The sequence below is a fragment of the Lelliottia sp. AC1 genome, from assembly GCF_023278595.1.
Lineage (GTDB): Bacteria > Pseudomonadota > Gammaproteobacteria > Enterobacterales > Enterobacteriaceae > Enterobacter > Enterobacter nimipressuralis.
The window spans coordinates 580,199-597,219 of record NZ_CP025699.1; the positions used below are offsets into that span (position 1 = coordinate 580,199).

The 17,021-nt window shown below is 57.0% G+C and carries 13 protein-coding genes; 4 read left to right on the plus strand and 9 right to left on the minus strand.

The window, feature by feature from the left end; genetic code table 11:
• Nucleotides 1–6 precede the first annotated feature (6 nt).
• The gene (locus C0560_RS02780) at nt 7–1,917 is read left to right on the plus strand and encodes a transcription antiterminator (RefSeq protein WP_248859577.1); all 1,911 of its coding nucleotides are present in this window, start codon (nt 7–9) and stop codon (nt 1,915–1,917) included.
• A 32-nt stretch (nt 1,918–1,949) separates the two neighbouring features.
• Here the strand turns inward: C0560_RS02780 and nrdG are convergent, their stop codons facing one another.
• From nrdG to treR, 5 genes are all read right to left on the minus strand, one after another.
• Nucleotides 1,950–2,414: an anaerobic ribonucleoside-triphosphate reductase-activating protein gene (gene nrdG / locus C0560_RS02785; protein ID WP_123429588.1), complete on the minus strand. Its 465-nt coding sequence runs from the start codon at nt 2,412–2,414 to the stop codon at nt 1,950–1,952.
• Nucleotides 2,415–2,484: 70 nt separating this feature from the next.
• Nucleotides 2,485–4,623, minus strand: a complete 2,139-nt coding sequence (nrdD, locus tag C0560_RS02790) for an anaerobic ribonucleoside-triphosphate reductase (RefSeq protein ID WP_100777827.1) — start codon at nt 4,621–4,623, stop codon at nt 2,485–2,487.
• 375 nt (nt 4,624–4,998) lie between these two features.
• On the minus strand, nt 4,999–6,654 hold the full coding sequence (gene treC / locus C0560_RS02795; protein WP_248859578.1) for an alpha,alpha-phosphotrehalase: 1,656 nt from the start codon (nt 6,652–6,654) through the stop codon (nt 4,999–5,001).
• A gap of 51 nt (nt 6,655–6,705) precedes the next feature.
• Nucleotides 6,706–8,124 (minus strand): PTS trehalose transporter subunit IIBC, encoded by a 1,419-nt coding sequence (treB, locus tag C0560_RS02800; protein ID WP_181827912.1) that lies wholly within the window; start codon nt 8,122–8,124, stop codon nt 6,706–6,708.
• Nucleotides 8,125–8,249: 125 nt separating this feature from the next.
• Entirely contained in the window at nt 8,250–9,197 is a 948-nt protein-coding gene (gene treR / locus C0560_RS02805) for a trehalose operon repressor TreR (RefSeq protein ID WP_100777823.1), read from the minus strand.
• Nucleotides 9,198–9,388: 191 nt separating this feature from the next.
• Here treR and mgtL point away from each other — a divergent pair, with 191 nt between their 5' ends.
• The 3 genes from mgtL (at nt 9,389) to C0560_RS02815 (ending at nt 14,945) form a co-directional block, all read left to right on the plus strand.
• Complete coding sequence (gene mgtL / locus C0560_RS20985; RefSeq protein WP_220186778.1) at nt 9,389–9,442, plus strand: mgtA regulatory leader peptide MgtL; 54 nt, start codon at nt 9,389–9,391, stop codon at nt 9,440–9,442.
• Nucleotides 9,443–9,655: 213 nt separating this feature from the next.
• Nucleotides 9,656–12,364 carry a magnesium-translocating P-type ATPase gene (gene mgtA / locus C0560_RS02810; RefSeq protein WP_102104479.1) on the plus strand — a complete coding sequence of 903 codons (2,709 nt, stop codon included), beginning with the start codon at nt 9,656–9,658 and terminating at the stop codon, nt 12,362–12,364.
• A 196-nt stretch (nt 12,365–12,560) separates the two neighbouring features.
• A complete protein-coding gene (locus C0560_RS02815) occupies nt 12,561–14,945 on the plus strand; it encodes a beta-N-acetylhexosaminidase (protein ID WP_248859579.1) in 2,385 nt (794 codons plus the stop codon).
• Nucleotides 14,946–15,001: 56 nt separating this feature from the next.
• Here the strand turns inward: C0560_RS02815 and C0560_RS02820 are convergent, their stop codons facing one another.
• The 4 genes from C0560_RS02820 to pyrI all read right to left on the minus strand — a co-directional run bounded on the left by C0560_RS02820 (nt 15,002) and on the right by pyrI (nt 17,018).
• Nucleotides 15,002–15,232, minus strand: coding sequence for a hypothetical protein (locus C0560_RS02820; RefSeq protein ID WP_123429583.1), 231 nt, complete (start codon nt 15,230–15,232; stop codon nt 15,002–15,004).
• Entirely contained in the window at nt 15,216–15,785 is a 570-nt protein-coding gene (locus C0560_RS02825) for a hypothetical protein (RefSeq protein WP_248859580.1), read from the minus strand. Before C0560_RS02825 ends, C0560_RS02820 begins: the two co-directional genes overlap by 17 nt.
• 194 nt (nt 15,786–15,979) lie before the next feature.
• On the minus strand, nt 15,980–16,366 hold the full coding sequence (locus tag C0560_RS02830) for an enamine/imine deaminase (RefSeq protein WP_100777818.1): 387 nt from the start codon (nt 16,364–16,366) through the stop codon (nt 15,980–15,982).
• 190 nt (nt 16,367–16,556) lie between these two features.
• A complete protein-coding gene (gene pyrI / locus C0560_RS02835; protein ID WP_100777817.1) occupies nt 16,557–17,018 on the minus strand; it encodes an aspartate carbamoyltransferase regulatory subunit in 462 nt (153 codons plus the stop codon).
• Nucleotides 17,019–17,021 lie beyond the last annotated feature (3 nt).

Consider the following 17,021-nt stretch of genomic DNA (forward strand, 5'->3'; position numbering starts at 1 on the left):
AAAGACGTGCGATTTCCGAACCAACGTTTAGCGCAACTGTTCGATCTGTTGCAAAACGAGACGCTGCCGCAGGACGAGCTGGCGCAGCGGCTGTCGGTATCCACACGTACCGTGCGGGCGGACATCACCGCCCTGAACGCGCTGCTGGCAGGCCACGGCGCGCAGTTTATTCTCAGCCGCGGCAACGGCTATCAGCTCAAGATTGACGATGCCGCGCGCTATCAGTCGTTGCAGGATTCTCGCCCGCGCGCGCTGCGGATCCCGCGCACCGGACAGGAGCGCGTGCATTATCTGGTGGTGCGTTTTCTCACCTCTGCTTTTTCGTTAAAGCTGGAAGATTTGGCTGATGAATGGTTTGTCAGCCGCGCGACACTGCAAAACGACATGGTGGAGGTGCGAGAGTGGTTCCACCGCTACAGCCTGACGCTGGAAACGCGCCCTCGCCACGGCATGAAACTATTCGGCAGTGAGATGTCGATTCGCGCCTGCCTGACGGATTTGCTGTGGGAGCTGGCGCAGCAGGACAGCCTCAATCCGCTGGTGACCGAAGTCGCCCTGAATGCGGGTGTGCCGGAGCAACTGGTTATGGTGCTGCATGACACTCTCACGCGCCATCACATTCGTCTCACGGATGAAGGCGAGCTGTTTGTGCGGCTGTATTGTGCCGTGTCCGTGCGCCGCATCAGCGAAGGCTATCCACTGCCGGAATTTAACGCCGAGGATGTCGAAGAGAACGTGCGTGACGCCGCGCGGGATATTGCTGCGGCCATTGCCCGGCTGGCGGACAAAGTACTCTCGCCGTCAGAGGAAAACTGGCTTTGCGTCCACATCGCCGCGCGCCAGATTCAGGAGATCGCCCCGAGCGCGATTAACGCTGACGACGACGAAGCGCTGGTGAACTATATCCTGCGCTACATTAACACCCACTATAACTACAACCTGCTGAACGACGCCCAGCTGCACGCGGATCTGCTGACACATATTAAAACCATGATCACCCGCGTGCGCTACCAAATCATGATCCCCAATCCGCTGCTGGATAACATCAAACAGCACTACCCGATGGCGTGGGATATGACCCTGGCGGCGGTCTCCGGCTGGGGGAAATACACGCCGTACGTGATCAGCGAAAACGAGATTGGTTTTCTGGTGCTGCACATCGGCGTCGGGCTGGAACGCCATTACAACGTTGGCTATCAGCGTCAGCCGCGCGTCCTGCTGGTGTGCGACGCCGGGAACGCGATGGCACGCATGATTGAAGCGGTGCTGCAGCGCAAATACCCGCAGGTGGAAGTGACGCGCACCGTCACTCTGCGTGAGTACGAGCTGGCGGAAAGCATCAGCGAGGATTTCGTGATCTCCACCGCCCGCATCAGTGAAAAAGCGAAACCGGTGGTGCAGATCGCGCCGTTCCCGACCGACTATCAGCTGGAGCAGATTGGCAAGCTGGTACTGGTGGATCGCACCCGTCCGTGGATGCTGGAAAAATACTTCGACGCCGACCATTTCCGCGTGATTGATTCAAACAGTGATCAGCAAACGTTGTTCCAGGAACTGTGCGGGCAACTGCGTGAGGAAGGATTTGTCGACGCGGAGTTTCTCGACTCGGTGGTCGAACGTGAAGCCATCGTCAGCACCATGCTCGGCGACGGTATCGCGCTGCCCCACTCCCTCGGTCTGCTGGCGCAAAAAACCGTGGTCTACACCGTACTGGCTCCGCAGGGAATAAAGTGGGGCGACGAAACGGCGCACGTGATTTTCCTGCTGGCGATCAGCAAAAGTGAATACGAAGAGGCGATGGCGATTTACGATATTTTCGTCACCTTTCTGCGCGAGCGGGCGATGACGCGCCTGTGCGGCTGCTGTGATTTTGCAGAATTCAAAACGGTGGCGATGGAGAGTTTGAGTCGATTTTGAGGCGATGGGCGGAAAACGTCTCCGCCCACGGTTTATCGCAAATGATGTACAACCTGGTTGCTGCTGCCGCGCCAAATCAGCGCCGGGTCTTTCAAGTCCTGCACGAACTTACCATCCACCAGCACGTTAATCAGGTCGACGATCTCCATCTGAGCGTCGTTTAGCTCATCCAGCTTATAGCCGGTCCACACCCAGATATCTTTCCCCGCGCACTCTTCTCGAATGCGTTTCACCAGTTTCAGAATGTGCGGCACGTTCTGCGGATGGAGCGGATCGCCGCCGGAGAGGGAGATCCCCTGGCGTGGGATCCGCGTGTCGTTCAGATCCCTGATGATCCGGTTTTCCATCTCGTCGTCAAACGGCAGGCCCGAGTTCAGACGCCAGGTGCTTTTGTTGTAGCAGCCAGGGCATTCGTGAACGCACCCGGACACGAACAGCGTGCAGCGGGTGCCGGGGCCGTTAACGATGTCGACGGGGTAATACTGGTGATAATTCATTTTCGCTTCTCAATTATCGCAATGCCCGCGCTGGCTGCTCTTGCTCACCCGGCATCAGCGCGGCAGAGGATTACCCGATCTGGCCATTCCCCAAATGTTTCACGCGGCGCTTCACTTCTTCCTGCTTACCGGCGTTGAACGGACGTGCGTCCGGGCTGCCGAGGTAACCACAGACGCGGCGGGTCACGGAGACACGCGCGGCGTCGTGGTTACCGCATTTCGGACAGGTAAAGCCCTTGCTGGTACATTCGAATTCACCGGTGAAACCGCACTCGTAGCACTCGTCGATCGGCGTGTTGGTGCCGTAATACGGCACATGCTGATAGCTGTAATCCCACACGTCTTCCAGCGCTTTCAGGTTGTGCTGAATGTTCGGGTACTCGCCGTAACAGATAAAGCCACCGTTCGCCACCGGCGGGTAGGCCGCTTCAAAGTCGATCTTGTCGTACGGATTGACCTTTTTCTCCACGTCGAGGTGGAAGCTGTTGGTGTAGTAGCCTTTGTCGGTCACGCCGTTCACCACGCCAAACTCGGCGGTATCCAGACGGCAGAAGCGGTCGCACAGGTTTTCGCTCGGCGTGCTGTAGAGGCTAAAGCCGTAGCCCGTTTCGTCTTTCCACTGGTCGACCGCATCGCGCAGGCGCTGAACGATAGCGATGCCTTTCGCGCGCAGGGCTTCGCTGTCATACATGTGCTGATTGCCAAACAGGGCGTTGATGGTTTCGTGGATGCCGATATACCCCAGCGAAATTGACGCGCGGCCGTTCTTGAAGATTTCAGAAACGTCATCGTCTGCTTTCAGGCGCACGCCACAGGCACCTTCCATATAGAGGATCGGCGCCACGCGCGCTTTCACCCCTTCCAGACGCGCAATACGGGTCATCAGCGCTTTACGCGCCAGCTGCAGACGTTCGTCGAGCAGGGTCCAGAACGCGGCTTCGTCACCCTTTGCTTCCAGCGCGATGCGCGGCAGGTTGAGGCTGATCACGCCGATGTTGTTGCGGCCTTCATGCACCTGCTCGCCGTTTTCATTTTCATACACGCCGAGGAAGCTGCGGCAGCCCATCGGGGTTTTGAACGAACCCGTGACTTTCACCACCTGGTCGTAGTTCAGAATATCCGGATACATGCGCTTGCTCGCGCATTCCAGCGCCAGCTGTTTGATGTCGTAGTTCGCATCACCAAACTTGTGATTCAGGCCATCGCGAATGGCGAAGACCAGTTTTGGGAACACCGCGGTTTTGCGGTTTTTGCCGAGGCCTGAAATACGATTACGCAAAATCGACTGCTGAATCAGACGCGACTCCCAGCTGGTCCCCAGACCAAAACCGAAGGTCACGAACGGCGTCTGGCCGTTGGCGGTGTGCAGGGTGTTCACTTCGTATTCCAGGGACTGGAACGCGTCGTAGCACTCTTTCTCGGTGCGGGAGCGGGCATAGCCGTCCGCGTCCGGGATCTGCCACTCTTGCGCCACTTTGCGATGCTTGTTAAAGCTCTCGGTGACAAACGGTGCCAGCACTTCGTCGATGCGGTTAATGGTGGTGCCGCCGTAAATATGGCTGGCGACCTGGGCGATGATTTGCGCCGTTACCGCCGTGGCGGTAGAGATGGATTTTGGCGGCTCGATCTCGGCGTTGCCCATTTTAAAGCCGTGGGTCAGCATGCCTTTCAGGTCGATCAGCATACAGTTGAACATCGGGAAGAACGGGGAGTAATCGAGATCGTGGTAGTGGATCTCACCGCGTTCATGCGCCTGCACCACGTCGCGCGGCAGCAGATGCTGACGGGCATAGTGCTTGGCGACAATACCGGCCAGCAGGTCGCGCTGGGTCGGGATCACTTTGCTGTCTTTGTTGGCGTTTTCGTTCAGTAGCGCAGAGTTGGTCTGCTCGACCAGGCCACGGATCTCCTGATTCAGGCGACCACGCTTTTCACGCTGGATGTCACGGTCGTGACGGTACTCAATGTAGGCGCGCGCCAGCTGCTTGTACGGGCCGGACATCAGCTGGTTTTCTACCGCAGTCTGGATCTCGTTGATATCCACCTGACTGCGCTCATTCATCTGGCTACTGACGATTTCTGCGACGGTGGCGCAGTAATCTGCGTCATCGACTCCCGCTGCTTTAGCTGCACGCAGAATCGCTTCTTTGATGCGCTCTGATTTAAACGGCACTTTACAGCCATCTCGTTTCATCACATGCGGTGTCATGATCACTCCATTAAAAACAGGTTATCCACAGAGGTGGGGAAAGCTGCACAGGGCACAAGTCCCGATGCCTCAGTCACTTCCCTCGTTCCCGACGCTTGTTATCCACAATTCCGGCCGGCGTCGTCGCCGTTGTCTTGTTGGAATAGTAGACGATAAATACAATATGTTGGGTCGGCGTGCATTTTAAGTTCTATATGTAGTGATTTGCATCAAACATGTTTGCGATTTTTTTGATTCAGAACAAAGTAAAAAGACGAGAGTACAAACGGCGGGCACTACAGCGATTGTAAATCCGGGCAGGAAAAATCTGATTAAATATTCAACAAAAACAGTAAAATATTGCCGGGCAAACGCAGCGCTGCCCGGCATTTTGTACTACGCCTGCAGCCACCACACCGCCTCAAACGGACGCAGTGTCATCGCGGCGGGTTGGCTGGCGACTTCGGCGTAGTTGCTGAGCACTACGCGCCAGTCGCCGCTGAGGGCGTCCGGCTGCCACGCCTGGCATTCATGACTCAGGTTAGCGACCACGATCAGCGTCTGCCCCTGCAACTGGCGGCGATAGCACCACAGGGAAGGATGCGTCGGCAGCAGATCCTGATAGTCGCCCCAGGTCAGCAGCGGCAGCGATTTGCGCAGGGCGATCAGCGACTGATAGGTATAAAACACGGAGTCGGGATCGCTGAGCGCCGCGTCAACGTTGAGGGTTGCGACGTTATCGCACAGATCGATCCACGGCTCGCCGGTGGTAAAACCGCCGTTCGGGGTGGCATCCCACTGCATCGGCGTGCGGCTGTTGTCGCGGGATTTACTCGCCAGAATAGCCAGAAGTTCCTCTGCATCGCGCCCCTTTGCCCGCTGCTCGGCGAACATGTTGTTGCTCTCCACATCGCGATAATCGGTGATGCGGGCGAAGTGCGGGTTGGTCATGCCGATCTCTTCCCCCTGGTAGATGTACGGCGTGCCCTGCATGCCGTGCAGCACCATTGCCAGCATTTTGGCGGAGGTGGTGCGGTATTCCCCCTCGTCGCCAAAGCGCGAAACGATGCGCGGCTGATCGTGGTTACACCAGAAAAGAGCGTTCCACGCAACGCCATGCATCCCTTGCTGCCAGTGGCTGAACAGGGTTTTCAGCGCCACGTAATCCGGCTTCGCGAGTGTCCACTTTTCGCCGTTCGGGTAATCGACTTTCAGGTGATGGAAGTTAAAAGTCATCGACAGTTCGCGCCCGTCGAGCGCGGCGTATTGCTGGCAATTTTCCAGCGAGGTGGAGGACATCTCGCCCACGGTCATCAGGTTGCGCGGGGTGAACACATCCCGGCTCATCTCCTGCAAATATTCATGGGCGCGCGGGCCGTCGGTATAGAAACGGCGGCCATCGCCGAGGTTATCGTCCGGGAAATCCTGGTCCTTGGAGATCAGGTTGATCACGTCGAGGCGCAGGCCGTCCACGCCGCGATCGGCCCAGAACTCGCACACTTTTTTCAGCTCGCTGCGGACCTGCGGGTTTTCCCAGTTCAGATCCGCCTGCTCAGGGGCGAAAAGGTGCAGATAATACTGCTCGCTCTCGGCGTGCCAGCGCCAGGCGTTGCCACCAAATTTGGAGCGCCAGTTGTTCGGCAGCGCGTCCGGCGTACCGTCACGCCAGATATAGAACTCACGGTACGGGCTCTCTTTGCTGAGAGATTCGCGGAACCACGCGTGCTGCGTGGAGGTGTGGTTGAGCACCATGTCGAGCACCAGACGGATGCCGCGCGCATGGGCCTGTTTCACCAGTTCGTCAAAATCATCCAGCGTGCCGTAAGCCGGATCGATGGCGGTGTAGTTCGCCACGTCGTAGCCGTTATCGATCTGCGGGGAAATATAGAATGGTGTCAGCCAGATGGCATCCACGCCGAGGGTTTTCAGATAGTCCAGACGCTGCGTGACGCCGCGTAAATCACCGGTACCACGCCCGGTGGTGTCCTGAAAACTCTTTGGGTAAATCTGATAGATGACGCCGTTTTGCCACCAGTGCGGAAGGGTATTCATAATGCGTTCCTGCAAATGCGAAGGGGCGCAACTGCGCCCCGAAAGAAGACGTTAAACAATCTGCAGCGTGCCCTGACGGAACTTGCGCTGATAGATAACCGTGGTCAGCGCCATCGGGACGATAATCGCCACCGCCATGGCCAGGGCGAACACCTGCCAGTAGGACGGCTGAATAGAGAGGATACCCGGCAGGCCACCGACGCCGATGCCGTTCGCCATCACGCCGTTCAGCCCACACAGCAGCCCCGCCAGACCTGAGCCGATCATCGCGCACAGCATCGGGAAGCGGTATTTTAGGTTGATACCGTACATCGCTGGTTCGGTCACGCCGAGATAGGCGGAGATGGCTGCCGGCACCGAGATTTCACGCTCGTTGTGTTTACGGCTGACCAGGATAATGCCGGTGACTGCCGACGCCTGAGCTATGTTCGACAGGGCGATAATCGGCCAGACCGGCGTACCGCCGAGGCTCTGAATCATCTGCATGTCGATGGCGAGCGTAGTCTGATGTACACCGGTAATCACCAGCGGCGCATAGAGGAAGCCAAACAGCGCGGCGCCAATCGGGGCGAAGCTGCCGGTCATCAGGTGACGCACCGCGAAGGCCACGCCGTCGCCAATCATGCGGCCAAACGGACCGATAAACGCGTGGGCGAGGAACACGGCCAGAATCAGTGAGCAGACCGGCACGACCACCAGATAGAGGTAATCCGGGACGATGCGTTTCAGGCGCGTTTCAATAAAGCCGAGTGCGAGACCGGCCAGCAGGGCGGGAATAACCTGCGCCTGATAACCCACTTTAGCGATGGTAAACAGGCCGAAGTTCCACACTTCCGGCACCTGTTGGCCAAGTAAGTAAGCGTTCATTAACTGCGGAGAGACTAGCGTTACGCCAAGCACGATGCCGAGAATCGGCGTGCCGCCCATTTTGCGCACCGCCGACCAGCAGATACCGACCGGCAGATAGAAGAAGATCGCCTCGCCAATCAGCCACAGGAAGTCATAGATGCTCTGCAGCGCGGGGTAAAGCTGCGCCAGGGTTTTGCCGTCGCTCATTGGCACGTCGCCAATCACGTTGCGGAAACCGAGGATCAGACCTCCGCTGATTAGCGCTGGCAGCAGCGGGAAGAAGATTTCCGCGAAGTGTGAGATCAGCTGCTCGTGCCATTTCATATTCTGGCGCGCCGCTTTCTTGGCCTGCTCTTTATCTGCCGACGAATGCCCGGTGGTCGCCAGCAGGGCGTGATAGTAATCACCCACTTCTGTGCCAATCACCACCTGGAACTGCCCGGCGTTGGTAAAGCAGCCTTTGACCATCGACAGCTCTTCGATGGCCTTCGGATTGGCTTTGGCCGGATCGTTCAGCACAAAACGCAGACGGGTAATGCAGTGGCTGACGGTGGCGATATTCTCGCGTCCCCCAACCAGAACGATCAGCTGGTCGATATCAGTTTGTTTAACTTTGCTCATCATGAAGCCTCATGACAGATGTGGAGGGTAATGACCTGGACGCAAGCCTACTCTTTGAGCGAGACGCTGAAAATGGGAACGTTCCCGAAATTGGGTGAGGATCACAATAATCCGTTTTCGGAGGGTTAAGAAATATGGGCGGGGATAACGATTTGGCGTGGTTCAGAGCGACCGTTTATCTGCTCGATCAGCTGCATCGCCGCCTGACGGCCCGCTTCGGCGTAGCCCGGATCGACGGTGACAATCTCCGGATGCAGGAACTTCATCAGCGGTGTGCTACCGACGCTCGCGAGCTGGATAGTGTCGATGCGTTGCTCCTGCAAATACTTGCTGGCGCCCAGCGCGAGGGTATCCGTGGCGCAGATGAGGGCGGTGGTTTGCGGGGTGAGCACGCTTGCCACCTGTTCGTAACCCTGTTTCATGGCCAGGCCCGGCAAAGAGGCCACCGCCGGGAGAGCATGCTGTTTGCAAAACGCGAGATAGGCTTCGTGGCGGCGCTTGCCGGTGGTGACGTCGCTGTGCGGCACGCCGAGGAAACTGATATGGCGATGGCCCTGCTCGTACAGGCGCTGCATCAGGGTAAGGATCGCCCCTTCGTCGTCGTAGCAGACGGAGGCAAAGCCGCTGGCGTCGCGCGCCAGCAGCACCAGCGAGGCCTGCCAGGGTTTCAGAATTTCATCCTGAATGCCGGTAAACCCAAACAGCACCACGCCGTCGATATTGCGTCGTTGTAGCATCCCAAGATGCTCTTCCACCAGCTGAGGCGAGAACTGGCTCTCCATCATGATCGGGTCGTAACCCTGCTCGTAAAAGGCGGGGAGCATGGTTTGCACCGCCAGATTTTCCGACAGGGAATCGAGACGCGAAACAATAATGGCGACCACTTTGTCGCTCTGTCCGCGCATGGCGCGCGCGGAACGGGAAGGAGAAAAACCGTGCTGATTCATCACCGCCTCGACGCGCTCGCGCGTGCGTTCACTGACGCCACTTTCGTTGTTCAGTACGCGCGACACGGTGGATTTCCCCACGCCGCTTAAACGGGCGATGTCTTTAATGGTCAGGCGATTCTGCATCCTTTATTCCCTGTAACAGCACGGTCGTCAATTGAGACTACTGCTTACGATTTAATTCGCAATGAGCAAAGTCTGGTATATGTACGGTTTAAATCTGCGGGCGTATCATACCGCCCGAACCGCCACTAACGGTATGGTTAAAACCCATAACTGCGCGGTGATAACCCCTTTTTTCACTTACCGGAGGCCGTATGGATCCCGATCCCACCCCTCTCCAGTCATGGAGACTGAGTCCTTTCCGGTAAGCCAGCCTTTTCGCTGTCTCACCGGTGATGTGTGAGGCAGTGACGTTACCCGTCCTATTTCAAGCTGCATCTGCGTTGGCTATGCGCCGGCATACAGCCTGAAAGAGTGGGGTAAAAAATCTCTGCTTTGAAAATTTAAGTGCCCTTCAGGTACCGCCTTGCTGTGCCTGAAGTTAACACTGCGTCCGCCTTTGCGGATGCGGGGGGCTTACTATGCTGAAAAATATCACCCAGCAGCTGCTCGCGCAGCTAAACCGCCACCTGCCGCGCCGTCTGGTTCAGCGCGATCCGCTGCCGAATGCCAAAAACCTGGCAGGCGCTGCCATTCCCTCCACGCTGACGGAGCATTGCCTGAAAGCCGCCGCGATGGACGAAAACGAAGTCTGGCGCGCTTTCGGCGGTCATCCGGAAGGGCTGAACGCAGCCGAAGTAGAAAAAACGCGCGCCGAGCACGGCGACAACAAAATCCCGGCGCAAAAACCGGCCCCGTGGTGGGTTCATCTGTGGCTCTGCTACCGCAACCCGTTCAACCTGCTGCTGACGGTGCTGGCGATCATTTCGTATGCCACGGAAGATCTGTTTGCCGCAGGCGTGATCGCGCTGATGGTGGCGATCTCTACCATGCTCAACTTTATCCAGGAGGCGCGCTCCACCCGCGCGGCGGACGCCCTGAAGGCGATGGTCAGCAATACCGCCACCGTGCAGCGCGTCATTAACACGAAAGGCGAAAGCGCCTGGCTGGAACTGCCGATCGATCAGCTGGTGGTGGGCGATATGATCAAACTGGCGGCAGGGGACATGATCCCGGCCGATCTGCGCGTGATTCAGGCCCGCGATCTGTTTGTCGCCCAGGCGTCCCTGACCGGGGAATCTCTGCCGGTCGAGAAAGTGGCGCGCAGCCGCGATCCGCAGCAAACTAATCCGCTCGAAAGCGATACCCTGTGCTTTATGGGCACCACCGTGGTGAGCGGTACCGCGCAGGCCATCGTTATCGCCACGGGCGGCAACACCTGGTTTGGTCAGCTTGCCGGGCGTGTGAGCGAGCAGGAAAGCGAGCCAAATGCGTTCCAGAAAGGTATCGGTCGCGTCAGCATGCTGCTGATCCGCTTTATGATGGTCATGACGCCAATCGTATTGCTGATCAACGGCTACACCAAAGGCGACTGGTGGGAAGCGGCGCTGTTTGCCCTCTCCGTGGCGGTGGGCTTAACGCCGGAAATGCTGCCGATGATTGTCACCTCCACGCTGGCGCGCGGGGCGGTGAAACTCTCCCGACAGAAAGTGATTGTGAAACACCTCGACGCCATTCAGAACTTTGGCGCGATGGATATCCTCTGCACCGATAAAACCGGCACCCTGACTCAGGATAAAATTGTGCTGGAGAATCATACGGATATCTCCGGAAAAGTCAGCGAGCGCGTGCTGCAAACCGCGTGGCTGAACAGCCATTACCAGACCGGGCTGAAAAACCTGCTGGATGTCGCCGTGCTGGAAGGGGTGGATGAAGATTCTGCGCGCGCACTCTCAACGCGCTGGCAAAAAGTGGATGAGATCCCATTCGACTTCGAGCGTCGCCGCATGTCGGTGGTGGTGAGTGAGCAGGCGAATGTGCATCAGCTGATCTGCAAAGGAGCGTTGCAGGAGATCCTGAATGTTTCCACGCAGGTGCGTCATAACGGTGAAATTGTGCCGCTGGACGACACCATGCTGCGCCGCATCAAGCGTGTGACGGATAACCTGAACCGTCAGGGGCTGCGCGTCGTGGCGGTGGCCAGCAAATTCCTGCCGGGGCGCGAAGGGGATTACCATCGCCTTGATGAGTCGGATCTGATCCTCGAAGGGTACATCGCCTTCCTCGATCCACCGAAAGAGACGACGGCTCCGGCGCTGAAAGCGCTGAAAGCCAGCGGCATTACCGTCAAAATTCTTACCGGCGACAGCGAGCTGGTGGCGGCGAAAGTGTGTCATGAAGTGGGGCTGGATGCGGGTGTGATTGTCACGGGCAGCGATATTGAAACGCTTTCTGACGATGAACTGGCACAGCTTGCCAAAACCACCACGCTGTTTGCGCGCCTGACGCCAATGCACAAAGAGCGCATTGTGACGCTGCTGCGCCGCGAAGGGCACGTCGTTGGCTTTATGGGCGATGGTATTAACGATGCGCCTGCGCTGCGCGCGGCGGATATCGGGATTTCCGTCGACGGCGCGGTGGATATTGCGCGCGAAGCGGCCGACATCATCCTGCTGGAAAAGAGCCTGATGGTGCTTGAGCAGGGTGTGATCGAAGGGCGCCGTACCTTTGCCAACATGCTGAAATACATCAAAATGACCGCCAGCTCTAACTTCGGTAACGTCTTCAGCGTGCTGGTGGCGAGCGCATTTCTGCCGTTCCTGCCGATGCTGCCGCTGCACCTGCTGATTCAGAACCTGATGTACGACGTCTCCCAGGTAGCGATCCCGTTTGATAACGTGGACGACGAGCAGATCCAGAAGCCGCAGCGCTGGAATCCGTCTGATCTGGGCCGCTTCATGCTGTTCTTTGGCCCGATCAGCTCGATCTTTGACATTCTGACCTTCTGCCTGATGTGGTTCGTGTTCCACGCCAACACGCCAGAACATCAGACCCTGTTCCAGTCCGGCTGGTTCGTGGTCGGGCTGCTGTCGCAGACGCTGATTGTGCATATGATCCGCACGCGCCGTATTCCGTTCTTCCAGAGCCGCGCCGCCTGGCCGCTGATCATCATGACCGGCGTGGTGATGGTGCTGGGTATCGCGCTGCCGTTCTCACCGCTGGCAAGCTACCTGAACCTGCAGGCGCTGCCGCTGAGCTATTTCCCATGGCTGGTGGCGATTCTGGCGGGCTACATGGTGCTGACGCAGATGGTGAAAGGGTTCTATAGCCGTCGTTACGGCTGGCAGTAAATCTCAGGCCCGGCACCGCCGGGCCTGTGTTCCGAATCTGCCGGGTAAGGTGTTTTCGCCGCCCGGCAAAATAGCCTTCCTCCCAAATTCCATAACCTGTGATCCCCGTCATGCACTTTGCTTGACGACAATTTGTACGCATGTTAACAAAATGTTTTGTCTGTTTTTGGCCCGTCAAATTCTGATAAGGAACATTATGTTACGTCTTAGCCTCATCACCGCCGGGCTTTTGCTCGGTACTTCTGCGCTGGCGGCTCCGGCAGGCGATCTGCCGTTAATGCCCTGGCCCGCCCACGTTGAACGGCCCGCACAGCAGGGCGCATTCGTCCTCAGCGATACTATTTCCGTCAGCATCAGCGGCGACGATCTGGGTGATGCCGCAAACCGTCTTCGCCAGCGCATCGCGCTGCAAACAGGGTGGACGCTTCAGCCTCAGGCCGACAAACCTGAAAAGCCCACTATTTCAGTGACCATCGCCAAAAAAGTGAAGCCGCAACCGCTGCCGGACAGCGATGAGAGCTACAAACTTACCGTGGATGCGAGCGGTGTGAACATCACCGCTAACACGCGCTTTGGCGCGCTGCGGGCGATGGAAACGTTGCTCCAGCTGATTCAAAATGGCGCGGAAAACACCTCGATTCCGTGGGTGTCGATTGACGACTCCCCGCGCTTCCCGTGGCGCGGGCTGCTGCTCGATTCGGCGCGTCATTTCATTCCGCTGGAGGACATTAAACGCCAGATCGACGGCATGGCGGCGGCGAAGCTAAACGTCCTGCACTGGCATCTGACGGACGATCAGGGCTGGCGGTTTACCTCGAAGCGCTATCCTAAACTGACCCAGCTCGCCAGCGACGGGCTGTTCTACACACCGGAGCAGATGCGCGACGTGGTGCGTTACGCCACCGCGCGGGGTATTCGCGTGGTTCCCGAAATTGACATGCCGGGCCATGCGTCGGCGATCGCCGTGGCCTATCCGGAACTGATGAGCGCACCAGGCCCGTATGAAATGGAGCGCCACTGGGGCGTGCTGAAACCCGTTCTCGATCCAACAAAAGAGGCGACCTACACCTTTGCCGACGCGATGGTCAGCGAACTGGCTGCGATCTTCCCCGATCCGTATCTGCATATCGGCGGTGATGAAGTTGACGATAGCCAGTGGAAAAACAGCACCGCCATCCAGCAGTTTATGCGCGACAACAAACTGGCGGACAGCCATGCGCTGCAGGCCTATTTCAACCGCAAACTGGAAACCATTCTTGAGAAACACCATCGCCAGATGGTCGGCTGGGATGAGATCTATCATCCCGATCTGCCGAAAAGCATTCTGATCCAGTCCTGGCAGGGGCAGGACGCGCTGGGCGAGGTGGCGAAGCAGGGCTATAAAGGCATTCTCTCCACCGGTTTTTACCTCGATCAGCCCCAGTCCACGGCCTATCACTACCGCAATGAGATCGTGCCGCAGGGCTTGAACGGCATGGACATCATCGCCGATTCCGACAGCGCGCAGAGCTGGACTTTCACGATGCCACGTCTGAAAGGCAAACCGGTCGAGGGCAGTTTTACGCTGATTAAAGGCGTTTCCGGCTGGCGCGGATTTATCGATTTCAGCGGCAAATCCCGCCGTGCGATTGATCATATCGAATGGCGCGACGACAACCAGCTGAGCTTCACCGTCGACACCTGGATGGGCGAAACGCGCCCGGTGGTCAATGTGTCGGACGACAAACTCACCGGCTACTTCCTGGTGGGGAACGCCCGCTATTCGATTTCCGGCGCGCGCCTCAATGAGGTGCCGAAAGGGATTCAGCCGACGGTGCCGGATGCCGATCAGCAGGCCAACCTGCTCGGCGGCGAAGCGGCGCTGTGGGCGGAAAACGTGATTGCCCCGGTTCTGGATATCAAACTCTGGCCGCGCGCGTTTGCAGTGGCGGAGCGCCTGTGGTCTGCGCAGGATGTGAATGATATCGACAATATGTACACCCGTTTGCAGGCGATGGACAGCTGGACGACGGTGTCGGTCGGGCTGCAACAGCATAGCCAGCAGCAGGCGCAGTTCACTCGTCTGGCGAATAACGCCGACACCCTGCCGCTGCACATTCTCGCCCAGGCCGTGGAGCCTGCGCAGTATTACACCCGTCAGCACCTGAAATTCCAGGCCGGAAATTATCATCAGTTTGAGCCGCTAAACCGCTACGCCGACGCGCTGAACGCCGAGAGCGCCACGGTGCGTCAGATGGATAAATGGGCCGAGCGGCTGATAAGCGATGCCGAAGACACGGAAAGCGCCGAAGCGCTGCGCCACGTCTTTACGCGCTGGCAGAACAATACCAGCGACGCGCTGGCGCTGAGTGAAAACAGCTATCAGCTGAAAGCCATCAAACCGGTGATTCAGGAGGTGGACAAACTGGCGTCGATTGGCCTGCGCCTGACGGATCTGGTGGTGCGGCAAGGCACGCTGGACGATAAGGAGATCGCCTCGATTCAGACCGAGCTGGATAACGCGGCGAAGATTCAGGATGAAGTGGTGATTGCAGCGGTTTATCCGCTGGAGAAATTGCTCAGGGCGACGCGGAATCAGTAGACGTTATGTTGAAATAAACACAAAAAAGGCCTGATTTTCAGGCCTTTTTAACGCTGTCAGATTTCGCGCAGTTCACGCACCAGAGGGCCATTAAGCTTTTGGCGTAACAGGGTAGCAGAAGAGCGTTTCTTTGCTGCCGTCAGGCTGGTTTTGGCGGGGCTGGTATGCGCGTCTGCATTGACATAATGCGTGGTCAGTTGAGCAAATGCGAATGTTTGAAACAGAATTTTTTCACCATTTTTAGAGGTGGAAAGTGCCGGGCATTGTTGCTTAATGTAATACGACATAGCTGGCTCTCCCCTCTGTAACTGTTTTGTATGCCCGTAAATCTTTGGCTATCAGTGGCCGCGGAACTTTCTTTGGCAAGCCAGTCTTTTGATTATAACGCGGTTCATTTTTTAACCCAAGTATGTAGTCATAGGTCTCTTCAAGCGTGATGCGGCGGCCGATATCGACCACTCCACCGGAGGCGGCCTGGAAGACGAAACCGCCGATATTAAATGTCTCATAGTGGGTGATTAAAGCCAGTGAGACCATTTGTAATACAACAGCACTGCCTAACCCCTCAAATCGAACATGACGAAAATCGGCCAAATTATCCATCCCGTCAAAGGCATCAAAATAGACTTCCGCCATGCCGTTCAACGGGAACGTCACTCCGGCTGGCATTTTGTAACCGATCCGGGTAAAGGTTAGCTCCTCAACCAGGCTACCAATAATGACGGTGTAAATTTCTTTAGCGGCGACAAAAACATAGCTGTGGTGAATACGATGGTCATAGACGAACCTCTTTCGCCGCATGCCGTATTCATCAAGAAAAACCTCTTCTTCAATACGCACTCATTCTCTCTTTTAAAACACCCTAATTTGTGGGTGTTAACCCTACCCTTCTTTATAAAAAAGAGAGTTCTGATCATGGGAAAAATTCCTGAACTGCGAAGGTGATTCAGAGAAAAATGGAGGGGGATGAAAAAGTTGCGGGGAAGGGGGAGGTAGCAGAAACAGCCCCCTCCGCAGCGGAGAGGGCACATCGATCAGCGACGAACTGCAATCGCCTCAATCTCAATCTTCACGTCTTTTGGCAGACGCGCGACTTCTACGCAAGAACGCGCCGGGAAGGTTGCGTCGTGCTCGTTGAAGAACGCTTCGTAAGTGGCGTTAACGGTCGCGAAATCGTTCAGATCTTTGACGAATACGGTCGTTTTCACGATATCGCCCACTTTCAGGCCCGCGGATTCAACGATCGCTTTCACGTTTTCCAGTGACTGACGAGCCTGCGCCGCCACATCTTCCGGCACTTCGCCGGTTTTTGGGTTCACCGGGATCTGACCGGAAGTGATAATCATGCTGCCGAGATCTACGCCCTGAACGTAAGGACCGATAGCCGCTGGTGCATTTTCCGTCGCAAGTACTTTGCTCATATTTTCTCCAGGATTACAGCGTTAAGAAGGGTCCCGGCCATTATACACATCATCCTTCACGCCGCCTCTTCGTTGGCCGCGTCCTCATACCCCGGTCACAGAGTTTCCTCTGCTTCCGGAGAAATTTGGCCTTGAGGCGGCGCGAATGATTTCGTGTAACAGAAGGCCGAGATCTCAATGCCAACCTCGATTAGTTGGCCAGCACCACATAATGAGAAAACTCTTTTTCGCAATATTTGCATTTGAGTGCGATGTCATTCGCCCGTTTTTTCACTGCAAAACTGGACGACACTGGCTCAGCATGACTGATGCAGTTGCTGTTTGGGCAGATCAGCACGTGCTCGATGCGTTCCGGTAAGTTCGGGCGCGATTTGCCCACCACTTCGTAATCGTCGATGCGGTTCACCGTCGCGTCCGGCGCGTACAGGGAGAGCTGGTTGACCTGCTCGTCGGTCAGGAAGGTGTTCTCGATTTTGATCAGGTCTTTGCGGCCCATCTCGCCGGACGGCAGGTTCAGGCCAATGGTGATGCGCTGGTCGGTTTCGGTCAGCTTGAACAGCGTCAGCAGTTTAAAGCCCACCTGCGCAGGGATATGGTCAATCACGGTGCCACGTTTGATGGCTTCAACCTGGAGTTTATTATCATGTGTCATTGT